At 68.2% G+C, this 20331-nt stretch carries 18 protein-coding genes; 4 read left to right on the forward strand and 14 right to left on the reverse strand.

From position 1 onward, the window contains the following. Positions 1 to 24 precede the first annotated feature (24 nt). On the reverse strand, positions 25 to 294 hold the full coding sequence (locus D7006_RS13870) for a hypothetical protein (protein WP_229644096.1): 270 nt from the start codon (positions 292 to 294) through the stop codon (positions 25 to 27). 246 nt (positions 295 to 540) lie between these two features. On the opposite strand from D7006_RS13870, the gene D7006_RS13875 reads away from it, so the two are divergent. Both D7006_RS13875 and D7006_RS13880 read left to right on the forward strand, forming a co-directional pair. Further along, a complete protein-coding gene (locus tag D7006_RS13875; protein ID WP_229644097.1) occupies positions 541 to 1092 on the forward strand; it encodes a sigma-70 family RNA polymerase sigma factor in 552 nt (183 codons plus the stop codon). Further along, positions 1089 to 1727: an NrsF family protein gene (locus tag D7006_RS13880; RefSeq protein WP_237353442.1), complete on the forward strand. Its 639-nt coding sequence runs from the start codon at positions 1089 to 1091 to the stop codon at positions 1725 to 1727. The genes D7006_RS13875 and D7006_RS13880 overlap by 4 nt, the downstream gene beginning before the upstream one ends. Positions 1728 to 1786: 59 nt before the next feature. On the opposite strand, the gene D7006_RS13885 is transcribed toward D7006_RS13880, so the two are convergent. Both D7006_RS13885 and D7006_RS13890 read right to left on the reverse strand, forming a co-directional pair. After that, positions 1787 to 2773 carry an alpha/beta fold hydrolase gene (locus D7006_RS13885; protein ID WP_237353443.1) on the reverse strand — a complete coding sequence of 329 codons (987 nt, stop codon included), beginning with the start codon at positions 2771 to 2773 and terminating at the stop codon, positions 1787 to 1789. A 118-nt stretch (positions 2774 to 2891) separates the two neighbouring features. Next, a complete protein-coding gene (locus D7006_RS13890; protein ID WP_237353444.1) occupies positions 2892 to 3794 on the reverse strand; it encodes an alpha/beta fold hydrolase in 903 nt (300 codons plus the stop codon). A gap of 198 nt (positions 3795 to 3992) precedes the next feature. Here D7006_RS13890 and D7006_RS13895 point away from each other — a divergent pair, with 198 nt between their 5' ends. Then, positions 3993 to 4568 carry an ABATE domain-containing protein gene (locus tag D7006_RS13895; protein ID WP_237353445.1) on the forward strand — a complete coding sequence of 192 codons (576 nt, stop codon included), beginning with the start codon at positions 3993 to 3995 and terminating at the stop codon, positions 4566 to 4568. 7 nt (positions 4569 to 4575) lie between these two features. Here D7006_RS13895 and D7006_RS13900 read toward each other — a convergent pair whose 3' ends face one another. Next, complete coding sequence (locus D7006_RS13900; RefSeq protein WP_237353446.1) at positions 4576 to 6462, reverse strand: bifunctional diguanylate cyclase/phosphodiesterase; 1887 nt, start codon at positions 6460 to 6462, stop codon at positions 4576 to 4578. A gap of 328 nt (positions 6463 to 6790) precedes the next feature. Further along, a complete protein-coding gene (locus D7006_RS13905) occupies positions 6791 to 7636 on the reverse strand; it encodes a thiolase family protein (RefSeq protein ID WP_256444892.1) in 846 nt (281 codons plus the stop codon). Between D7006_RS13905 and D7006_RS13910 the strand changes: the two genes are divergently transcribed. Beyond that, positions 7562 to 8092, forward strand: a complete 531-nt coding sequence (locus D7006_RS13910) for an FAD-binding protein (protein WP_237356914.1) — start codon at positions 7562 to 7564, stop codon at positions 8090 to 8092. The two genes, D7006_RS13905 and D7006_RS13910, sit on opposite strands and share 75 nt — an antisense overlap. Before the next feature lie 78 nt (positions 8093 to 8170). On the opposite strand, the gene D7006_RS13915 is transcribed toward D7006_RS13910, so the two are convergent. From D7006_RS13915 to D7006_RS13955, 9 genes are all read right to left on the reverse strand, one after another. Then, on the reverse strand, positions 8171 to 8548 hold the full coding sequence (locus tag D7006_RS13915; RefSeq protein ID WP_237353448.1) for a nuclear transport factor 2 family protein: 378 nt from the start codon (positions 8546 to 8548) through the stop codon (positions 8171 to 8173). Next, a complete protein-coding gene (locus D7006_RS13920; RefSeq protein WP_237353449.1) occupies positions 8545 to 9864 on the reverse strand; it encodes an aspartate aminotransferase family protein in 1320 nt (439 codons plus the stop codon). Before D7006_RS13920 ends, D7006_RS13915 begins: the two co-directional genes overlap by 4 nt. 92 nt (positions 9865 to 9956) lie before the next feature. After that, on the reverse strand, positions 9957 to 11465 hold the full coding sequence (locus D7006_RS13925) for a PLP-dependent aminotransferase family protein (protein ID WP_237353450.1): 1509 nt from the start codon (positions 11463 to 11465) through the stop codon (positions 9957 to 9959). A gap of 13 nt (positions 11466 to 11478) precedes the next feature. After that, positions 11479 to 13065 carry a hydantoinase B/oxoprolinase family protein gene (locus D7006_RS13930; protein WP_237353451.1) on the reverse strand — a complete coding sequence of 529 codons (1587 nt, stop codon included), beginning with the start codon at positions 13063 to 13065 and terminating at the stop codon, positions 11479 to 11481. Further along, positions 13062 to 15065, reverse strand: coding sequence for a hydantoinase/oxoprolinase family protein (locus D7006_RS13935; RefSeq protein WP_237353452.1), 2004 nt, complete (start codon positions 15063 to 15065; stop codon positions 13062 to 13064). Before D7006_RS13935 ends, D7006_RS13930 begins: the two co-directional genes overlap by 4 nt. 30 nt (positions 15066 to 15095) lie before the next feature. After that, entirely contained in the window at positions 15096 to 16739 is a 1644-nt protein-coding gene (locus D7006_RS13940; protein ID WP_237353453.1) for an ABC transporter ATP-binding protein, read from the reverse strand. Beyond that, positions 16736 to 17581: an ABC transporter permease gene (locus D7006_RS13945; RefSeq protein WP_237353454.1), complete on the reverse strand. Its 846-nt coding sequence runs from the start codon at positions 17579 to 17581 to the stop codon at positions 16736 to 16738. Before D7006_RS13945 ends, D7006_RS13940 begins: the two co-directional genes overlap by 4 nt. Next, positions 17578 to 18609 (reverse strand): ABC transporter permease, encoded by a 1032-nt coding sequence (locus D7006_RS13950; RefSeq protein WP_237353455.1) that lies wholly within the window; start codon positions 18607 to 18609, stop codon positions 17578 to 17580. The genes D7006_RS13945 and D7006_RS13950 overlap by 4 nt, the downstream gene beginning before the upstream one ends. A 4-nt stretch (positions 18610 to 18613) precedes the next feature. After that, positions 18614 to 20254 carry an ABC transporter substrate-binding protein gene (locus tag D7006_RS13955; RefSeq protein WP_237353456.1) on the reverse strand — a complete coding sequence of 547 codons (1641 nt, stop codon included), beginning with the start codon at positions 20252 to 20254 and terminating at the stop codon, positions 18614 to 18616. Positions 20255 to 20331 lie beyond the last annotated feature (77 nt).

Genomic DNA, 20331 nt, shown 5'->3' on the forward strand with positions numbered 1-20331 from the left:
GCGGCCGGCTTTTGTGAGAGGCGCTCAGCTGTTGCCGAGGCCGCGATCACCGAGCTTGAACAGCGCGCGATCGGCATCGGAGAGGTTGTGCTCGGGCTTCTGCGCGCCGGCAAAGCCGTGGTGCGCCCCGGTATCGACGCCATAGCCGAGCGGCGCATGATCGGTGGGGGTGATGCCGGCCGCGACGCGCAGGCTTTCGCGGTTAACGGCAGTCTCGGTCTCGTCGGCGAAGGCGGCGGTGCCGAAGGCCAGCGCAGAAGCGAGGACGGCGAGGGAAAGGATCGACTTACGCATGTATTTTCTCCAGTATCGAAGCGTTGATGCTGGATATTCCGCAAATCCGGGCATTCAAGTTACAGGCAAGACGAAATAGACGTTCAACAGATATTGAGATCTGGTGCGCGCCTGCCGAAAGACGCCCAAACGCAGTCCCGGCAAGGTCTCCCCGGCCTTTCCCCGCCGCCCTCGCATCCTCGTGATCTCGTCGCCTGTAACCTTTCAGCGCCGCCCCGCGAATTCGTGCTCATGAGGGGGATCTTCATGAGCCGAGAAACCGATCTGGAAGCGCTGATGCGCGCGAGCCAGTCCGGCGATGCCGAGGCGCACCGGGCGCTTCTGCAGCATTTGTCCGTGCGTCTGCGCAGCTATTTCCGCAACCGCCTGCGCCGCAGCGGCGCCGGGGCGGACGATGCGGAGGACCTGGTGCAGGACACCCTTCTGGTGCTGCATACCAAGCGCCATACCTATGATGGCTCCTCGCCCGTCCTCGCCTGGACCTACGGCATCGCCCGCTACAAGCTCATCGACCATTTGCGTCTCAACGCGCGGGCGCTCCGCAACGTGCAGATCGACGACATGGACGATCTGGCCGACGTGGACAGATACGAGGCGGTGGATACTTCGCGTGAACTGCACCGGGCGCTGGAGACCCTGCCCCGGCATTTCCGGCTGCCCATCGAATACGTGAAAATCGAGGGCCTCAGCATCGCCGAGGCCGCAGCCCGCATCGGCATGACGGATGCCGCAGTGAAAATCGGAATCCATCGCGGCATGAAGAAGCTTGCTGCCCTTTTGTCGGAGGCACGCCCATGAACACCGACGACCTCATCGATTTCCTCGCCACACGCGTCGAGGCGGTGGACCCGGGCCGGCAGGACCGCCTGCTGACGCTCGCCATGGCGGGCTCGCTCTGCCTTGCGGCGGTCGCCTGCGTCTTCGCGCTGGGGGTGCGGCCGGACCTGTTGCGGGCGGTGGGCACGTTCGACTTCGTGCTGAAGGTCGGCTTCCTCGCCACCATGGTGGCCATCGCCGCCCACGGGCTGCGCCGCGCCGCGCGAGCCGGGCGGGCAAGCGGCAAGCTGCTCCGCCTCGCCCTTTTGCCGCTAGCGCTGGTGTGGTTCGCGGCGGTGATGCAGATCGTCGCCACGCCCGCGACCAGCGGCATGGCGACCATGTTCAACGACTGGTACGTCTGCGTGCTCGCCATTCCGCTTCTGTCGGTCATTCCGCTCGTGGTGCTCACGCTGGTGCTGCGCGAGACAGCACCGACCGACCTGCACTATTGCGGGGCGCTGCTCGGCCTTGTGGCCGGCGGCATCGGCGCGCTCGCCTATGCGTCCTTCTGCGTGAACGATGCGCCGGTCTATGTGGGCATCTGGTACGCGGCGGGCCTTGCCATCGTCGCCGGCTTCGGTTGGCTGACGGGGCCGCGCTTTCTCAAGTGGTGAGCCACGCCCCGGCCGCCGCCCGCGCGGGAAACGCGGACGGCGGCCGGGTCATGTTCCCCTCAACGCGCGGCGGGCTTGCCGGGCGCGATGGCGGGGAGCGAGCGCGCGAGGAAGTCGCGCATCAGGACGGCGATCTCGGCGCCCTTGTCTTCCAGGGCGAAATGGCCGCTGTTCAGCAGATAAAGCTCCGCCTTCGGCAGATCCCTGAGATAGGCCCGCGCGCCGGCGGCCGGGAAGATCTCGTCATTGGCGCCCCAGACGATGAGCGTCGGCGGCTTCCTCTCCCGGAAGAAGGCGTGGAACTGCGGATAGAGGGCGATGTTGCTCGCATAATCCTTGAACAGATCGAGCATGATCTCGTCCACGCCGGGCCGGTCGAGCAGCGCCTGATCCACCAGCCAGGTGTCGGGATCGATGCGGGAGACGTCGGCAACGCCGTTCACATATTGGGAGCGGGTCGCCTCGGGCGTCAGGCCCGCGCGCAACGCCTCCCGGTTGGCCTGAGATCCGTCCGCCCAATAGGCCTTGAGCGGCGACCAGAAGGGGCTCAGGCCGTCTTCGTAGGCATTGCCGTTCTGCACCACCAGCGCCGTCACGCGCTCGGGGTGCTTGAGCGCCAGCCGGTAGCCCACCGGCGCGCCGTAATCCATCACATAGAGTGCGTAGCGCTCGGCCCCGAGGGTGCCCATGAGCCCGTCCACGAGATCGGCGAAGGCGGCGAACCCATAGGTGAATTGCGCGCGGTCCGGCACGCCGCTGTGGCCGAAGCCCGGATAGTCCGGCGCGATCACCCGGTAGCGGTCGGCGAGCAGCGGAATGAGGTTTCGGAACATGTGCGAGGACGAGGGAAAGCCGTGCAGCAGCAGGAGCACCGGCGCATCCACAGGCCCCGCCTCGCGATAGAAGATCTCGACTCCGCCGATGCTTTTGGACCGGTAGTGCACCGTGGGCGAGAAGGCGGCCGGCACCGTGGGCGTGGCGGCGGGCGCGGCCGGCGAAGCGGCGGATGTGGGGGTGGGCAGCGACAGGGCGACGAGGACGGCCATCGCGGCGAGCGAAATCCGTCCCGAAATTGAGGTTGGGGAAAGCGTCAGGGGCACGAGGCTGGCTCCATTGGAGGGCCGCCGCGCCGGAGGGCCCGGCGCGGCGGTGTCGGGATCGATCTCAGGCGATGCGGGCGAGAAAGCCGCGGATGGCGCCGGCGATCTCCGGCAGATGGGTTTCCAGCGCGAAGTGGCCGGCGTCGTATGTGTGCACTTCGGTCGCGGGCACCAGCGCCTTGAACAGGTCGCGGCCCTCGGCGGTGAAGAAGGGATCGTTGTCGCCCCACACCACGAGGATGTTGGGCTGGCGGTCCTTCAGATAGGCCTGGAAGGCGGGATAGGCGCCCACATTGTCCTGGTAGCGATAGAGCAGTTCCAGCTGGATCCGGTCGTTGCCGGGGCGGTCGAGCAGCGCCTGGTCGTGGGTCCAGGTGTCGGGCGAGAGGCGGTCGGCGCGGGTGGACGAGCCGTGCTCGTACTGGAAGCGCGTGGTCTCGGCGGCGAGGAAGCCGCGGACGGGCTTCTCCGTCTCCGCGTTGCGGTCGGTCCAGTAGGGGCCGAATGCGGCGGCCGCATTGGCGTGGAAGCCTTCGAGGTTCGCCACCGCGTTCTGCACGATGAGCCCCGTGACCCGCTCGGGATGCCGGGCCGCGAGCCGGAAGCCAACGGGGCCGCCATAATCCTGCATGTAGAGCGCATAACGGCGGATGCCGAGCCCTTCGAGCAGCGCCTCAACCACATCGGCGAGCTTGTCGAAGCTGTAGGCGAACGCCTCGGGCGCCGGCGCGCTGGACTGGCCGAAGCCCGGATAGTCCGGGGCGATCACCCGGTAGCGGTCGGCCAGCGCGGGAATGAGGTTGCGGAACATGTGAGAGGAGGAGGGAAAGCCATGCAGCAGCACGACCACCGGCGCATCGGCCGGGCCGGCCTCCCGATAAAAGATGTCGAGCCCCTGGATGGCGGCGCGGTGATAGGCGACCTCGGTCCGGGCGCCGGGGCGCGCGGGGGTGTTGACGGCATGCATGGAATGTCTCCGCGTAACTGGCTTAATGCCACTTATGGGGTTACACGCCATTCATAACCTGTCAATGCCATTTTATAAGGTTACGTCCGCAATGCGCGCTTGTGCGCACCCGGTAATCGCTTATCTTTCCGGTTACACGTCCGCCGAAGCCTCACCGGCACAATGCAGGGTCAGGCGGCAGACAGACGAGAGAATCGCGTGAACACACCGCAGGAGAACGATTTCCGCGACGGGATGCCCTTTTTGGGCAGTCGCCTGTGGATCGATCTCGTCAATTCCGCCCCGGCCGCACTGGGCGATTTTCTCGCCACGGACGATGGCTGGCACCGCTGGCTGCAAGCTGCCGGGCTCGATGCCGGCGCCGCCGATGCGCTGCGGTCACAGGCGCTCGCTCTGCGTGAAACGCTCGCCCGCCTGTTCGAATGCCTCAGGACCGGCAGCAGGCCGAAGCCCGCCGACCTCGAGCGCGTCAACGACCTGCTTGCGGCGGGTGCGCCCCAGCCGCGCCTCGCCTGGCGGGGCGGCGCGCTGGTGGTGGAAGAGCACAGGCCGGAGGGTGCCGGCCCGCTCGCCGCCATCGCCGCCGATTTCGCGGATTTTGCCGCCCGTCACGAGCCGGCGCGGCTCCGGCACTGCGCCAATCCCGAGTGCAGCCTCGTCTTCTACGACACCGCGCGCAACGGCACCCGGCGCTGGTGCTCCATGGCCGCCTGCGGAAACCGCAGCAAGGTGCGCAGCCACCGCCTGCGCGCATCGGCTGTCACCGAGGGATAGGCCCCGTTCAGCAGGCCCGCTGGCCCGCGTCCCGTTCCACCGCGCCCGGCGGCACGAAGACCGCCGCCTGGCCAAGGCGCGCCTCGAACTCCTCCGCAGGCACCGGGCGGCCGAACAGATAGCCCTGCCCTTCCGGACAATGGCGCTCGGCGAGGTAGGCCCGCTCGGCCTCGGTCTCGATGCCCTCGGCGATCACGTCCATGTCGAGAGCCCGCCCCATCTCCAGGATGGCGGCGATGACCGCCGCCTCGCGCGGCGCGTGCAGCATGGCCTGAACGAAGCTGCGATCGAGCTTGATGCAGCTCACCGGAAACCGGGTCAGCAGGCTGAGCGAGGCATAGCCGGTGCCGAAATCGTCGAAGGCGATACGGACGCCCATCTGCCGCAGCCGCGCCAAGGCGTCGATGGCGTTGGAATGATCCGAGAGCACGATGTTCTCGGTGATCTCAAGCTCCAGCGCCTCCGGCGGCAGACCGTGCCGCGCCAGCGACTCCTCCACCTCGCGGGGTAGATCGCCGGTGCGAAACTGCGAGGCGAAGAGATTGACGGCCATGCGGAAATCGGCGGCGCCCTGCCGTCGCCAGCGGGCCGCCTGGGCGCACCCCTCCTCGATGACCCAACGCCCAACCTGGGGCGCCAGCGCACTCCCCTCCAGCGTCGGCAGGAAGGCCGCCGGAGACAGCAGGCCGCGGCTGGGATGCATCCAGCGGATGAGCGCTTCCGCGCCGATCAGCGCCCCGTCCGACAGGCGCACCTGCGGCTGATAGAAAAGCAGGAATTCCCCGTTCGCCACCGCCCGGTGGAGATCGATGCTGGAGAGACGACGGTCCATCGCATCGGTGCGCAGCGCCGGAGAATAGAGCGCCACGTTCGCGCTCGCCTCGGCCTTGGCGGCGTGGAGCGCGAGGTCGGCATCGCCGATCAGTTCCACCGGCTCCTGCGCATCGCGCGGGGACAGCGCAATGCCGCAGCTCGCACTGATCCGCATGTCTTCGTGCCCGATGGGGGCAAGCTCGGAGATCTTGGCCAGAAGCTGGCGGGCGAAGGGCTTGGCCGCCTCCGCCGTCAGCCCGCAGACCAGCATCGCGAACTCGTCTCCACCCACGCGCGCGACGGCGGTGCCGCCCGACGCCTCGGCGACCAGAAGCTGGCCGATGGCCCTCAACACATCGTCGCCCGCGGCAGGGCCGAGGATGTTGTTGATGTCCTTGAAGCCGTCCACGTCCACCATCAGCAGTCCGCAGGCGCGGCCGGAGAGAAGCGCCGCCTCGACCGCCCGGTAGAACTGGCGGCGGTTGGGCAGACCGGTCAAGGCGTCGATCTGGGCGAGGTGCGCGAGGTGCTCCGGCCCTACGACCCGGTTCGGGGCTGCCGTTCGGCCCGCCGACGCGGCCATGGCGATGCGGCGAATTTCCAGCCGATCCATCACCATGTGGGCGAGGTCGCTCAGGCGGACACGATCCTCGGCGCTGAAGCCGTCATAGGGCACGGTATCGAGAATGCAGAGCACGCCGATGGCGTGGCCTTCCGCCGAGAGCAGTGGCACGCCGGCATAGAAGCGGATGTTGGTGGGGCCGGAAACCAGCGGATTGTCGTGAAAGCGATCATCGTGCGTGGCGTCCGGCACGACCATGGTGGCGCCCTGGAGGATGGTGTGGGCGCAGAAGGACACTTCCCGGCGCTTGTCCACGTCATCGCCAAACCCGGCGCTTGCCGCGAAGAACACGCTATCGGCGCCGATCATGTTCACGGCGGCCATCGGTACGTTGAAGACCCGCAGGGCCATCTCGACCAGCGGCGTCAGGCCGGCGACTGTCCCCTGGCCGTCCAGGCCATAACTATCGAGCGCCGCGAGACGGTCTTTCTCGTGGGGAGGTATTTGAGGACATTTCATCCCTTTTCCCCCTTTCGTCAGCAGCTTAGGCCAAGCGAAATCGGGCATTTATTCGCCTCAAAGTAGCACGATGCGACCTTGAGCGCGAGCAGGGGGTGTCCTGAGCCGTCTCGGGATCGATACGTAAACCGGTGCGTACCCGGCTCCCTCCCTCACCGGCGAAACGCAAAAGGGCCGCCTTGCGGCGACCCTTTTGAGACCTTGGAACCAAGGATTTGGTTGCGGGGGTGCGCAGTGACCGGCCCCCGCCGAGCGGCTCAGGCGCCCTGCTGCGGCGGATGTCGGCCTTATCCGCTTCATCGACTGCGGAGGCGGAAGCTTTGGCCGATCAGGGTTCGATGCGCTCAATGATGGTCGCGGTGCCGATGCCGCCACCACAGCACATGGATTGCAGACCGAACCGCCCACCACGCCGCTCAAGCTCGCCGATCAGCAGCGTCATCAGCCGCGCCCCGGACGAGCCCAGCGGATGGCCCATGGCAATAGCCCCGCCGTTCACGTTCACCCGAGAGAGGTCGGGTTGGATATCCTCGATCCAGTCCCCGAGCACCGAAGCAAATGCCTCGTTGATCTCGAACAGATCAATGTCGCCCAGCGCCAGCCCGGCGCGGCTGAGTATGCCCCGTGTCGCCGGGATCGGGCCGGTGAGCATGATCTCAGGATCTACACCGACGACCAATTGCGCATGGAGGCGGGCGCGGGGCGTAAGCCCCAGAAAGCGGGCCTTGCTGGCGCTCATGAGCAGGAGTGCGGCCGCGCCATCCGAGACCTGACTGGCATTGCCCGCCGTCACCCGCCCGGCCGGCCGGAACGACGGCTTCAGCGTGGCGAGCTTCTCCACGCTTGATCCCGGCCGCACACCCTCGTCCCGCGTGAGCACTACGCCGTCGGCTCCCTCGACAGGGATCATGTCGGCGTCGAAGCGGCCCGCCTCCTGCGCCGCGGCGGCGCGGCGATGGCTTTCCACGGAGAGCTCATCCAGATAGATGCGATCGAGGTGCCACCGTTCCGCGATCCGCTCGGCCGCTTCCCCCATGCTGGGCATGGAGAAGCGCTCTACCAGATCCTTCGGATAACGCGCGCCGTAGCGCGTGTCGTCATTGCCGCCACGGGTGGCCGACATGATTTCGACACCGCCGGCCACAACCACATCGCAGACGCCGGATCGGATCACCTCAGTTGGAGCGTCGACAACGCGCGTGAGATCGAGGCTGGAATCTTCCACCGCGCCGATACCCTTGAAGGGCTTGCGGTGCTGATGGGCGTGCCCGGGCCTAAGCTGCGCACCACCGTGGAAGCCTGGAATGCCGCTGTCGCGGCGGGCCGCGACACGGCGTTTGGACGGCTGCCGGAAACCATGGCGCCAATCAGCGAGCCTCCCTTCTATTTCGGGCGGGTTCGCCCCATCGTCATCAACACCCAGGGTGGTCCGTGCCACGATGTGCGCCAGCGCGTGCTGGACCCCTTCGGCGCGCCAATCCCCGGCCTCTACGCCGCGGGGGAACTCGGCAGCCTGTTCGGTCACATCTATATGAGCGGCGGCAACCTCGCCGAATGTGTCGTCGGCGGCCGCACCGCCGGCCGGCAGGCGGCCGAGGCGCGATCACGGGCGCTCCAGCCTGAGGCGTAGAAGTGGGCCAGAGATCTCGATCTAGGCGGCTCGATCGAGCCCGAGCTACTGAATGGCTGCCGTGCGCCTTGACCCGACCTACACGCTGGCGAGCGGGCCGTAAGCCCAGGCCTTGCAGACGATCTTCCAGCCGTCGGCATACTTTACCAAAAGGAGGTCATCGACGAAGCGGTTGGGCAGCAAAGCGTCACGCACCCGCACATGGGCGGTGGAGGGGCTGGTCAGCGTGACGGCGACCACTTCGTCGTGGCGCGGGTCGTTGCGCGAGGCAGGGGCGGCCCGTCCCGCCACCCGCTCCATATAGGCATCCATGCCGAGGGCCGCGGTGTTTCCGCCCTCGGAGGAGAAGAGCTGGGCCTGCGGATGGAAGGCCTTCCGGAAGCCTTCGACGCTACCGAAGTAGAGCGCATCGAAATAGCCCTGCACCACGGCCAGAATGTCTTCGATCTCGTTCATCCCCGGGCGCCTTCCATTGCCGTGTTGTGCTCGCGATCCGCGAGAAAGAGGTTTTCATCGAGAATGCCAAGAAGGGTCTCGGCTTCCTGCTCCGCGATGATGAGGGGCGGCGCGAGGAAGAGGGAGACCTGCTCCCCGCTGGTGCCGATCACCGCGCCCTGGGCCAGCGCGCCCGCCGCCACTCGCGAGGCGATGGGAGGCTCAGCCGTATCGGCGCGCCAGTCGCGCCAGTCCGGGCCGAACAATTCGATGGTCCAGTGGAGGCCCTGTCCGGCCACCCGGGCAACACTGGGATGGCGGGCGGCGATCTCGCGCAGGCGGCGGGCGAAGAGCGTTTCCAGCGCCGCGACCCGCGCCAGCAGGTCCTCCTCCACAAGGATATCCAGATAGGCGGACACCGCGGCCATCGCCATGGGATGGCCGCGCAATGTGCCGTAGTTCTGCCAGCTCTTTCCGTCGAGCTCGGCCAGCACGTCCTTGGAGAGGATGATCGCCGCAACCGGCGCCATGCCGCCGCCGAGGCCCTTGCCCAGCGTGACTATGTCCGGCCGGCTCGCACCCCCGGTGAAGGCGAAGTGGCGGCCGGCGCGGCCGAGGCCGGTCACCACCTCGTCGGCGATCCAGAGCGTGCCGCAGCTGCGCGCGAGGTCCGCCATCGCATCCTGATAGGCCGCGTCGTGATAGAAGCCTCCCTGGGTGTAGTCGACGATCACGGCGGCCGACTGGGACAGCTTGCCGGCTTCGCCCGCGAGGCGCTCTGCGGCAGAGACCTGAGACGGGGCGGCATCGGCGAGATAGAGTGCGCCATCGGGCGCGGGCAACACATGCACCTGCGCGCCGGGCGGCGGCACCTTGGTGACGCCCGGGGCGGCGAGGCCGCCATGCCAGTGCGGCTGGACCGTGACATCGCGGCTCAGACCGACAAGGCCGTGATAGGCGCGCTCGCGGGTGGCGATGGCCTTCCGGCCCGTAATGGCCTGCGACAGCGAGAGCGCGAGGTCGTTGGCCTCGCTGCCGCTCAAGCAGAAGCGCACGGCGCCCGCCCAGTGCGTCTCCTCGCTCAGGCCCACCTCGAAGAGACGCTCGGCTGCGGCGTCCCGCCCGCGCCAGTTCCAGCCCTCGCTCACCATCGGAAGGGAGGCCGCCTCGCGCAGTGCAGCGGCCATGCGCGGATGGCCATGCCCCAGCGGACCGCCGGTATTGCTGCCGTCGAGAACCCTGCGTCCGTCGCTGAGATGGAAATAGACGCCCTCGCCCCCCACCACCAGCGGCGCAGCCGAGCCGGCGTTAAGACCCGTCCGAAGCAGCCTGCTCATTGCGCGTTCCTTACCCGTCATGGGGGCGAACCTAGAAAGGCACGCTGGATCGCGATAGCTCCAGTTTCAGGGATAATCGGTGAGCCAGATTTCTAGGCCGGAAAGAGCGCGGCGACGGCCGAGAGCTTGCCGAACGCCTCCTCCTTGGGGAGCCGGCCATAGCCGATGATCAGTCCCTGGCGATCCGCCGGCCCCACGTAGCATTGCGAAAGAGGCTGCACGAAATGGCCGGTGCCGCGACTGCGGCGGGAAATGTCCGTGTCGCTGATGCGGTCCGCGAGGCCGGGACGGAACTGTGCCGTCAGGTGCAGGCCAGCTGGGAGCGAGGCGATTTCCACCTTGTTGCCCATCAGCGCCTCGACCGCATCGATCACCGCCTTCTGGCGTTCCGCATACACCTTGCGCATGCGCCGGATGTACCGCAGCAGGTGGCCTTCGCGCAGGAACCGCGCGAGCGCGAGCTGAGCGGTACCTGCGGGATGCACGTCGACCCGCGCGCGGCCGCGGCCGAAGGCGTCGACAAAGCGCGGGCTCGCCACCAGATAGCCCATGCGCAGGCTCGGCAGCATGACCTTTGAGAAGGTCCCGAGATAGACCACCCGCCCCGAGCGATCGAGCGACTTGAGGGAGGCTGTCATGCTGCCGCGATGGCGGAATTCGGAATTGTAATCGTCCTCGATGATCCAGCTGCCCTGCCGGTTGGCCCATTCCAGCAGCGCCTGGCGCCGCTCCAGCGCCATAGGCACGCCGAGCGGAAACTGGTGCGAGGGCGTCACGACCGCCACCTTGGCGTTGGGCGCGCGCCGGATCCCCTCCTCTACCACCAGTCCCTTGTCGTCCACCGGCACCGGAACGAGCCGTGCGCCGGCGGCCTTCAGGCTCCAGCGGGCCTCGATGAAGCCGGGCTCCTCCACCCACACCTCGTCACCCGGATTGAGCAGCATGCGGCTGCACAGATTGAGCGCGCCGGAACTGGCGGAGGTGATGGCCACCTCCTCCGGCTGGCACAGCAGGCCGCGCACCGCACCGAGATATTCCGCCGTCGCCTCGCGCAAGGGCGTCCAGCCCAGCGGCGACATGTCGATACAGGCGGAGGGCGGCGGGTTCGCCCAGCTCTGGCGCAGCATCCGCGACCAGACCTCGAACGGGAAGGTGGAGAGATCCGGGGCGCCCGGACTGAAGGGGGAGCCGAGGTCGAACTCGTAGCCGGTCTCCAGCACCGCCTGCCAGGCGTCGGACAGCCAGTCCCCATCGGTCCCGGCTTCGGCGACGGGCAAAGCGGCGCCCGAGGATTTCGCCACGGCGGCGACCTCGACGCCGCCGCGCGGCACCGAGCGCAGATAGCCTTCCGAATAGAGGAGGTCGAAGGCGGTGAGGACGATGGCGCGCGAGCAGCCCAGCTCTTCCGCCAGCGTCCTCGACCCCGCCAGCCGCGTGCCGGCCTGGAGCCGGCCGTCCAGGATCTGATTGCGCAGATGGGCGGCAACCTGCTGGTAGAGTGGCAGGTCGGAGCCGCGGTCCAGTCCGAGCCCGGCCATGGAAATGCGGCGCCCGGCGGCGGCAGGCCCGGCGACGCGGCGTTCCCTGGGTTGGCTCGGCACGGTTCGGCGCCCCTCAGCTCGAAGGCGGTGGCGCTCCAAAGCCGCCCCCGCCGCATCCCTCTATGGTGACGAGATCGCCCGCCTCAAGCAGAAGGTTGGCCTTGCCCGGCAGGGCCGAGACGACCCCGTCGCGCTCGAGGGTGATCACATAGGGCGCGCCCGCTTCGCCACCTTGCAGGCCATAGGGCGGAATCTTCGTGCGCTCCACGCAGGTGGTCAACCACATGGAGGGCGCCAGCACCCGGTAGCTGCGCACAATCCCGTCGCCGCCCACATACCGGCCCTTGCCGCCCGCACCCCGGCGGATGGACTGGCGCTCCACCCGAATGGCATAGTTGGCCTCGATCACCTCGGCGGGGGTGTTGGAGGTGTTGGCGAGGTGGACACGGGTCGCGGGCGCGCCATCCCGGTCGTGTCGCGCGCCCTCTCCCCCGCCATGGACCTCGTAGAGCATCCGCCAGCTCTCGTCCGGCAGCGGCTCGGCAAAGGCGAGGAGGCCGGACGTGGCCGGGCCGCCCGCCGAAAGGCGCTCGGGGATGACATTTTCCATGGCCCGGAACACCGCATCCACGACCCGCATGGAGGTCTCATGGTTGCCGGCGGCCACCGCCGCCTTCCACCCCGGCTCCAGAATGGATCCCGGCCGGGTGATGATGGTGAGCGGGCGCAGGGCGCCGGCATTTTGCTGCATGTCCCGCCCGCTCAGGATGCGCGCCGCATAGACGACGGCGGAGCGGGCGATGAACGGCGTCGTGTTGCAGAAGGTGGCCACCCGGTCGGCGGAGCCGGACAGGTCAAAGGTGGCCTCATCGCCGCGGATCTCGATGCGCACATGGATGCGCGAGGGGGCAGCATCCGGCCCGCCGTCATCGAGGAAGTCGTCCCCCTCATAGGTGCCGTCCGGCAGGTCGGCGATGGCCGCCCGCATCTCGGCCTCGGAGAGGTCGTGAAGACGCGCCATGGCGGCAATGAAGGTGTCGGTGCCGTGCTGCGCGCACATTTCGCGGATGCGCCGCTCGGCCGCGCTCGTGGCGGCCAGCTGCGCCAGCAGATCGCCCTCGCAGGACACGGGATCGCGAACATTGGCGAGGATGAAGTCGAGGACGGGACGGTTGACGCCATCCGTGTTGGCGATCAGCAGCGGGGGAATGCGGATGGCCTCCTGGAAGGTATCCACCGCATTCGCCAGATAGCTGCCCGGCCAGGTGCCGCCCACGTCCGGCCAATGGGCCAAGCTCAAGGCGAACGCAACCAGTCGGCCGTCAACGAACACGGGGCGTGCGACCTTCACGTCGTTGAGGTGGTTTCCGCCAAGCGCGCCCACATTGTAGACGATCGCGTCTCCCTCGCGCATGGTCGCGGCGGGATACACCTTCAGCAGTTCCGGGACCGTGTAGCACATGGCGCCCAGATGGATGGGGATGTCCCGGCCCTGGCCGACAAGGCCCCCGGCCGCATCCATGATCGCAGACGACAGGTCTCCCGCCTCCCGCAGCAGCGGGGAGCGCGCGGAGCGGGTCATCACGAGGCTCATCTCCTCGGCCGCAGCCGAGAGGCCATGACGGATCACCTCGACGACGAAGGGGTCCAGGGTGCTCATGCTGCGCTCCGCGTCATGAAGAGATTGCCGAGGTCGTCGGGGCGCACCTGCCAGCCGGGGGGCACCACCACCGTGGACCAGGCATCCTCGATAATGGCTGGACCGAAGGTGACGCCGGACATGGTCTCGCGCGGAACAATGGCCGTCTCGACGGCACCGGAGGCATCGAACACGCACAGGCGCGACCGTGCCGTCCCCTGTGCCCGTCCCACGTCCGGACGCGAGAACGGAACCGACGAGGGCTTTCGCGCCTGGATCCGGAGGGCTTCGATGACGCAGGCCTCCTCCGTCGCATAGCCGAACAGGTCCCGGTGGCGGCGATGGAAGTCCGCCTCGAGCCGCGCCTGGTCCAGCGGCATGGTGAAGGGGACAGGGATGCTGTCGCTCTGGGCGCTGTAGCGCATCAGCGCCACATGCTCCACGGTGATCTCCTCCCGCGCGATTCCGTTGGCCAGGAGTGGCCCGGTCGCCTCCCCCGAAAGCTCCGCAACCCGCGCGGCGAAGGCCGCGTGCGGGAAGTTAGCGAGCGGCATCCGCACCGTACCCTGCTGGAGAAAAGAGAAGTCGGCCGTAAGGCATCCGAGCGCCGAGAACGCGCTGGACGCGGCTGGCACGATGATCTCCGAGAGGCCGTACATGTCGGCGAGCCCCGCCGCATGCATGGGGCCGCCACCGCCGAAGGCAAGGAGGGTGCAATCGCGTCCGTCCACGCCCCGCTCAACCGTCACGCGCCGCAGCGCCCGCGCCATGGCGGCGCCCGCCACCTTGATGATGCCCATCGCCGTCTCGGTGATGCCGAAGCCCAGCTCGGCGGCAATGGGCGCGATGACCCGCCGCGCCGCCTCCACGTCGATCTGGATCGTATCGCCAAGCCGTGCCTCGGGATCGAGATAGCCCAGCACCGCATTGGCATCGGTGATGGTGGGCCGATCGCCGCCGCGCCCGTAGCAGGCCGGCCCGGGCATGGAACCGGCGCTCTTCGGGCCTACCGCCAGGCCACCCGGCCCGAGCGTGACGATAGAGCCGCCGCCGGCCCCGATGGAATGCACCGCGAGCATGGGCTGGCGCAGGGGGCGCCCACCCATCATGCGGGTGTCGGTCATCTCGGCGGCGCCATCGACGATCAGGCACACATCGGTGGTGGTGCCGCCCATGTCGAAGGTGAGCACCCGCGGCCGGTCGAGGGTGCGGGCCATGCGGGCGGAGGCTGAGACGCCGGCGGCAGGGCCGGACATGGCCATCACCAGCGGGCGGCGCTTCACCGCCGGCACGGGCACCATGGCGCCGGCCGAATGGAACACCTGCAGTCCCGCGCCGATGGGCAGGCGGCGCTCCAGCTCGGTGAGATACTCCACGGCGATCGGCATGGCCGCCGCGTTGAAGGCCGTGGAAGAGGCCCGCTCATATTCGCGCGCCTCGGGATTGATCTCGTGCGACACGCAGACATGGGGAACTACGCCTTCGAGCGCCGCCCCGATCTCCTTCTCGTGCGCCGGGTTGGCATAGGAGTGCAGCAGGCAGATCGCGACGCTCTCCACCGCATTGGCCACGAGCCACGCCTTGAGGCGCTCGACCTCGGCTTTAGCCAGCGCTTCGACCACCTTGCCCGTGGGGTCGAGGCGCTCCCGGATGCCGAAGCATAGGCTCGCCGGCACCAGCGGCAGCGCCTTGGGCCTGATGTCGAGGCGGTAGAGTTCCTCGCGACGATAGCGGGCGATTTCCAGCACGTCCTCGAAGCCGGCGGTCGCCACCAGCGCCACGCGCGGCAGGCGCTCCTCCACCAGAGCGTTGGTGACGCGGGTGGTGCCGTGGACGAAGCGGCGCACCGCTTCCGGCGCCACGCCCACCGCCGCCAGGGCTTCGAGCATGGCGGTGACCGGGGCATCGGGGCGGGAGGGGACCTTGGCGATCCGCGTCTCGTTGGTGTCGGGCCTGACGGCGATGATATCGGTGAACGTGCCGCCGATGTCTGTGCCGATGTCCCATAGCCTCGTCGTCACGTCGGTTCTCTCCTGCCTCGCCACGCGCCATCAGGCGGTGGCGGCCTGCACGGGTTCGAAATGAGGGATGGCACCGAGCAGTTCGCGGGTGTACGCGGCCTGCGGATTGCGGAAGAGGGCGTGGCTTTCCCCCTCCTCCACGATGCGGCCGTGGCGCATGACGATCGTGCGCTCGCACATCATCCGCACCACGTTGAGGTCGTGGCTGACGAACAGAAAGGCGAGGCCCTCGTCGCGCCGCAGATCGTCGAGCAGTTTCAGCACCACCGCCTGCACAGAAACATCGAGGGCCGCCGTGGGCTCGTCCAGCACCAGGAGGCGCGGCTCCACCGCGACGGCGCGGGCGATGCCGATGCGCGCCTTCTGGCCGCCTGAGAGCTGATGGGGGAAGCGCGAGAGCAGGTCCGGCGACAGGCCGCAGCGTTCGGCCACCTCTTCCACCCGCCGCTTCACCTGCGCCCCATCAGTGAGCTTGGCGAGGCGCCGCACCGGCCGGGCGATGCATTCGAAGGCGGTGAAGCGGGGATTGAGGCTCTCGTGCGGATCCTGGAACACGATCTGGATCTCGCGTCGCCAGGGAGACTCGTGAAAGGTCCTCAGGGGGATCGCACCGATGTCCACCCCATCGAACAGGAGGCGTCCGCCGTCCGCATCTGCAAGCCGGCAGACGATGCGCGACAGGGTGCTCTTGCCCGAACCGGACTCTCCCACCAGGCCAAGGCTTTCGCCGGCTTTCAGGGTGAGGGAGACATCCTCGACCGCCAGCGTGCTGTCGAAGCGCTTCACGATGCTCGACGCGTCCAGCAGCACCCGCGCCTCGCGTGGCACGGCGAATGGGGCGCGTGCGACACTAGGCGTCTCGCCCACCAGTTCGTCGACGGTGGAGGTCGGCGTCGGGGAAGCAGCCACCAGCCTGCGGGTGTAGGGATGGGACGGATGGCGGAAGATGTCGACGGCGGGCGCGGCCTCGACCACCCGGCCCTGCTGCATCACCATCACGTCCCGGCAATAGCTGGCGGCCAGCCCCAGATCATGGGTGATGAGGATGAGCGCCATGCCCCGCTCGGCCGTGAGCCCCGCGATGAGGTCCATCACCGTCTTCTGGGTGGTGACGTCGAGGCCCGTGGTCGGCTCGTCGGCAATGAGCAAAGAGGGGTTGCAGGCGATGGCCATGGCGATCATGACCCGCTGGCACATGCCCCCAGACAGCTCCGCCGGATAGGCGTCGAAGCGCTTGTCCGCGTCACGGATGCGAACCGCCTCCAGCAGCTCCAGCGCGCGGGCCCGCAGCACCGCCTTGGGCAGGTTCTCGTGGGCGGCGATGGCGTCCATGACCTGGAGGCCAATGGAGCGGATGGGATTGAGGGCCGTGCGCGGGCTCTGGAACACCATGGAGATGGCGGCCCCGCGCAGCGCCTTCATGCGGGCCGGATCGGCGCGGGTGATGTCCTCGCCCCGGAACAGGATGCGGCCCTTGGGGATGCGCGCGGCCCGGTCCAGAAGCTGCGTCACGGCATAGGCAGTCACCGATTTGCCCGAGCCGCTCTCGCCCACCACCGCCAGCGTGCCGCCCGGCGCGAGTTGGAGGTCGATGCCGCGGACCGCCTCCACCATTCCCGCGCGGGTGCTGAAGGCAACGTGCAGGTTCTGAATGTCGAGGAGGGGGCCGCTCACGTGCGCATCCTCGGATCGAGAATGTCGCGCAGGCCATCGCCCAGGAGGTTGAAGCAGAGCACGGCCAGCATCAGCGCGAGGCCGGGAAAGGCCACCAGCCACCATTGGCCGTTGCCGATGAAGCGGGCGCCCTCGGCTACCATGATCCCCCATTCCGGGGTGGGGGCCTGCACGCCGAGGCCGAGGAAGGACAGGCCCGCCGCGTTCAGGATGGCCCAGCCGAGATTGAGCGATATCTGCACCGCCATGGCCGGCAGGATGTTGGGCAGGAGATAAGCGAGAACGATGGTGGCGTGGCTTTCTCCACCGGCCCGCGCCGCTTCCACCCAGCCGGCATGGCGGCGCACGTTCACCTCGGCACGGGCGAAGCGGATGTAGAAGGGCAGATTGATGAGCGCGGTGGCGATGACGATGTTCTCCACCCGGTTGCCGAGCGCGGCCACCAGTGCCATGGCCAACACGAACAGCGGAAAGGCCATCAGCACATCCACCAGACGGCCCACAGAGCGGTCGACGCGGCCGCCCGCATAGCCGCACAGGGCCCCGATGGTCGCGCCGGCCGCGAAAGACAGGAGGACCGCGGAGACGGCGATGCCGAGATCGAGCCGCGTGGCCCCGATCAGACGGCTGAAGATGTCACGGCCCAGCTGATCGGTGCCCGCCCAGTGGGTCGCGGATGGCGGCTGGAGCGCGGCGGGGACGTTGGAGGCGATGGGATCATAGGGCGTGATCCACGGCGCGAGGACGGCGATGGCGACGAGCACCACGGCGCCGGCCGCCGCGCAGGCCGTCACCGGATTGCCGCGCAGCACCCATCCGGCATGGCGAAGCGTGGCGCTCATTGGAGGGAGATCCGCGGATCGACGATGCCGTAGAGGACATCGATGATGAGATTGACCATCACGAAGATGACCGCGATGAGCAGCACGAAGCCCTGCACCGGCGCATAGTCAGAGGCGAGGAGCGCATCGAGCGCGTAGGAGCCGATGCCGGGCCAGGAAAACACCTTCTCCACCAGCACGTTTGCGCCGAGCATGGTGGAGAAGACGATACCGATGATGGTCAGCACCGGCAGCAGCGCGTTCCTGAGCGCATAGACCACGACCACCCGCCAATCCGACATGCCGACCGAGCGGGCGGTGCGGATGAAGTCCGAGCCGAGCACCGAGAGCAGCGACGCCCGTGTCATGCGCGCCAGCGGCGCAAGCACGAAGAGCGCCATGGTGCAGGCCGGGAGGATGAGCTGCCCGAAGGCCGCCTTCCAGCCCGCCAGATCCCCCACCAGGAGGAAATCGATCAGCAGGAAGCCGGTGATCCCCGGCGGGGGTGCTGCGAAAATATCGACGCGCCCTGTGGGATCGGGCGCGAGGCCGAGCAGATAGTAGAACACATAGATCAAGAGCAGGCCGGTGACGAAGGTCGGCACGCACACGCCGAGCGTGCACACGAACCGCACGCCGTGGTCCAGCAGGGAGTTCGGCCGCAGGGCCGCGAGGATGCCCAGTGGCAGCGCCAGCGCCAGGGCCAGCACCAGGGCAAACAGGGTCAGCTCCAGCGAGGCGGGCATCCGCTCGGCGAGATCGGCGATCACCGGCTGGCCGGTTGTCATGGACTGGCCGAGATTGCCCCGAGCGAGGTCGCCCACATAGCGCACGAACTGCTCCGGGATGGGCCGATCAAGGCCCATCGTCTCGCGGATCTGGGCCATCTCGGCCTGTCCGGCATTGGGCCCGGAGGCGAAGAACGCCGCCGGGTCTCCCGGCAGCACGCGCATCAGCAGGAAGGTGAACAGGACCACCCCGAAGAGCGCCGGCAGGGAGGCCAGAAGATGCTTCCCCACCCTGCGGCCGATATTGAGCAGCGCGGACATGCCCTCAGGCCCTGCGCAGGTCTCGGTAGTCCACCTGCCCATGAAACCAGTAGGTGTAGCCGTCGATGGCGGGAGCCATCACCGCGTCCTGGTTGGGTTGCCAAACCATGATCATCGGCACGTCGCGGGCCGCGATGTCGACCATCTGGCGACAGGTGGCCTCGTACGTGGCCGCGTCGGCCTCGAAACGCGCGGCCTGCGCCAGCGCGTCCAGCTTGGGATCGGAGAAGCCGCTGAAGTTCCAGCGGTGGTCGCCGGTGAAATAGTTGCGCAGGAAATAGTCCGGCGCCGGCAGCCAAGCCGTTCCTGCGGAGATGAAGAACGGCACGCGCCGCTCCACTTCCATGCTGGCCATCTGGGCCGGAGGCAGCTTCTGGATGGACACGTCCACGCCGACGGCGCCAAGGGCCTCCCGGATCAGCGTCGCCATCGGCTCGGCGACGGCGGCGACGCCGGCCGAGAAGGAGAAGGTGGTCTTGAAGCCATTGGGGAAGCCCGCTTCCGCCAGCAGCGCCTTCGCCTTGGCGGGGTCGGTCCGGAAAGGCAGGGGCTGGGGGAAGGTGCCGTTGGGCGCCTCGGTCCAGGTGGCACCGAACAGGGCCCGGCCCCGGCGGAACAGGGCGGCCTCGAACATGGCCTCGTAGGGAAGCGCGGCCGCGAGCGCGGCCCGCACCTTGGGATTGTCGAACGGCGCCATGCGGGTGTTGAACACGATGGCGGTGAAGCCATTGATCTGCGGCGTCGCCACCAGCTTGATCTTGCCGCGCGCTTCCAGCGCACTGATGTCGCTGGACTGCAGATCGATGGCGATGTCTGCATCGCCGCGCTCAAGAAGGTTGGCGCGGGTGGCGGCTTCCGGGACGGTCTGGGCGATGACGCGGCGGAAGTAGGGAAGCATCCCGCCCGCGCCATTCTTCCACGCCTCGTTGCGCTTCAGGATGGTCTGCTGGCCGGACTTATACTGCTCCACCACATAGGCGCCGCCGCCGGCGGTGTTCTCCTTGAGCCAGGTCTGCGCCCACGGATCCTCGGCGGTGGCGTTACGGCGCGCCAGCGTGCTGTTGAACATGGGCGAGAGCGGAACCGCGAGATTGGCGAGCGCGAGCCGGTCCGGCCTGTCGAGGGAGACTTCGACCACCCCCTCGCCGAGCACCTTGAACTGTTCCGGCTTCACCAGCGAGCCGGTGGCGATCTGCCCCGCCGCAAGGGATTTGGCGGAAACGGCGCGATCGAGCGACCATTTCACATCCTCGGCAGTGACCGGGGAACCGTCGTGCCAGGTGGCGCCCTTGCGCAGATGGAAGGTGAAGGTGCGACCGTCCGCGGAGCGGTCGACCTTCTCAGCGAGCTCGCCGCGAATGTTATCGAAGTCGAAGACCCAGGAGCCATTGACCTGCTTGCGGCCGTAGGAAGCCAGGCGATCGTACACTGCGGTGGACAGGCCGAAGGATTCGCGCGTGGCCCCTGGCGTGGTCGGGTCCAGGGTGTTCACGGTGCCGGCGAGCACGTGGCGCAGGGTCTCTGCACGGGTCTGCGCCTGCGCGTCAGCCACGCGGCCGAACGCACCCAAGGCCCCTCCGGCTGCGGACGCGAGCACGGCTTTCAGGCCCTGCCTTCTGGTGAAGGCGAAGCGATCGAAACTCATGGTCCAGACCCCTCTGGTCGGAAGGAAGGTTCGACGTCATTCGACGTTCGGATCTTTTTCTGGCTCAGAACATGACA

Source organism: Xanthobacter sp. YC-JY1, assembly GCF_021730305.1.
In the GTDB taxonomy this organism is placed as follows: Bacteria; Pseudomonadota; Alphaproteobacteria; order Rhizobiales; family Xanthobacteraceae; genus Xanthobacter; species Xanthobacter flavus.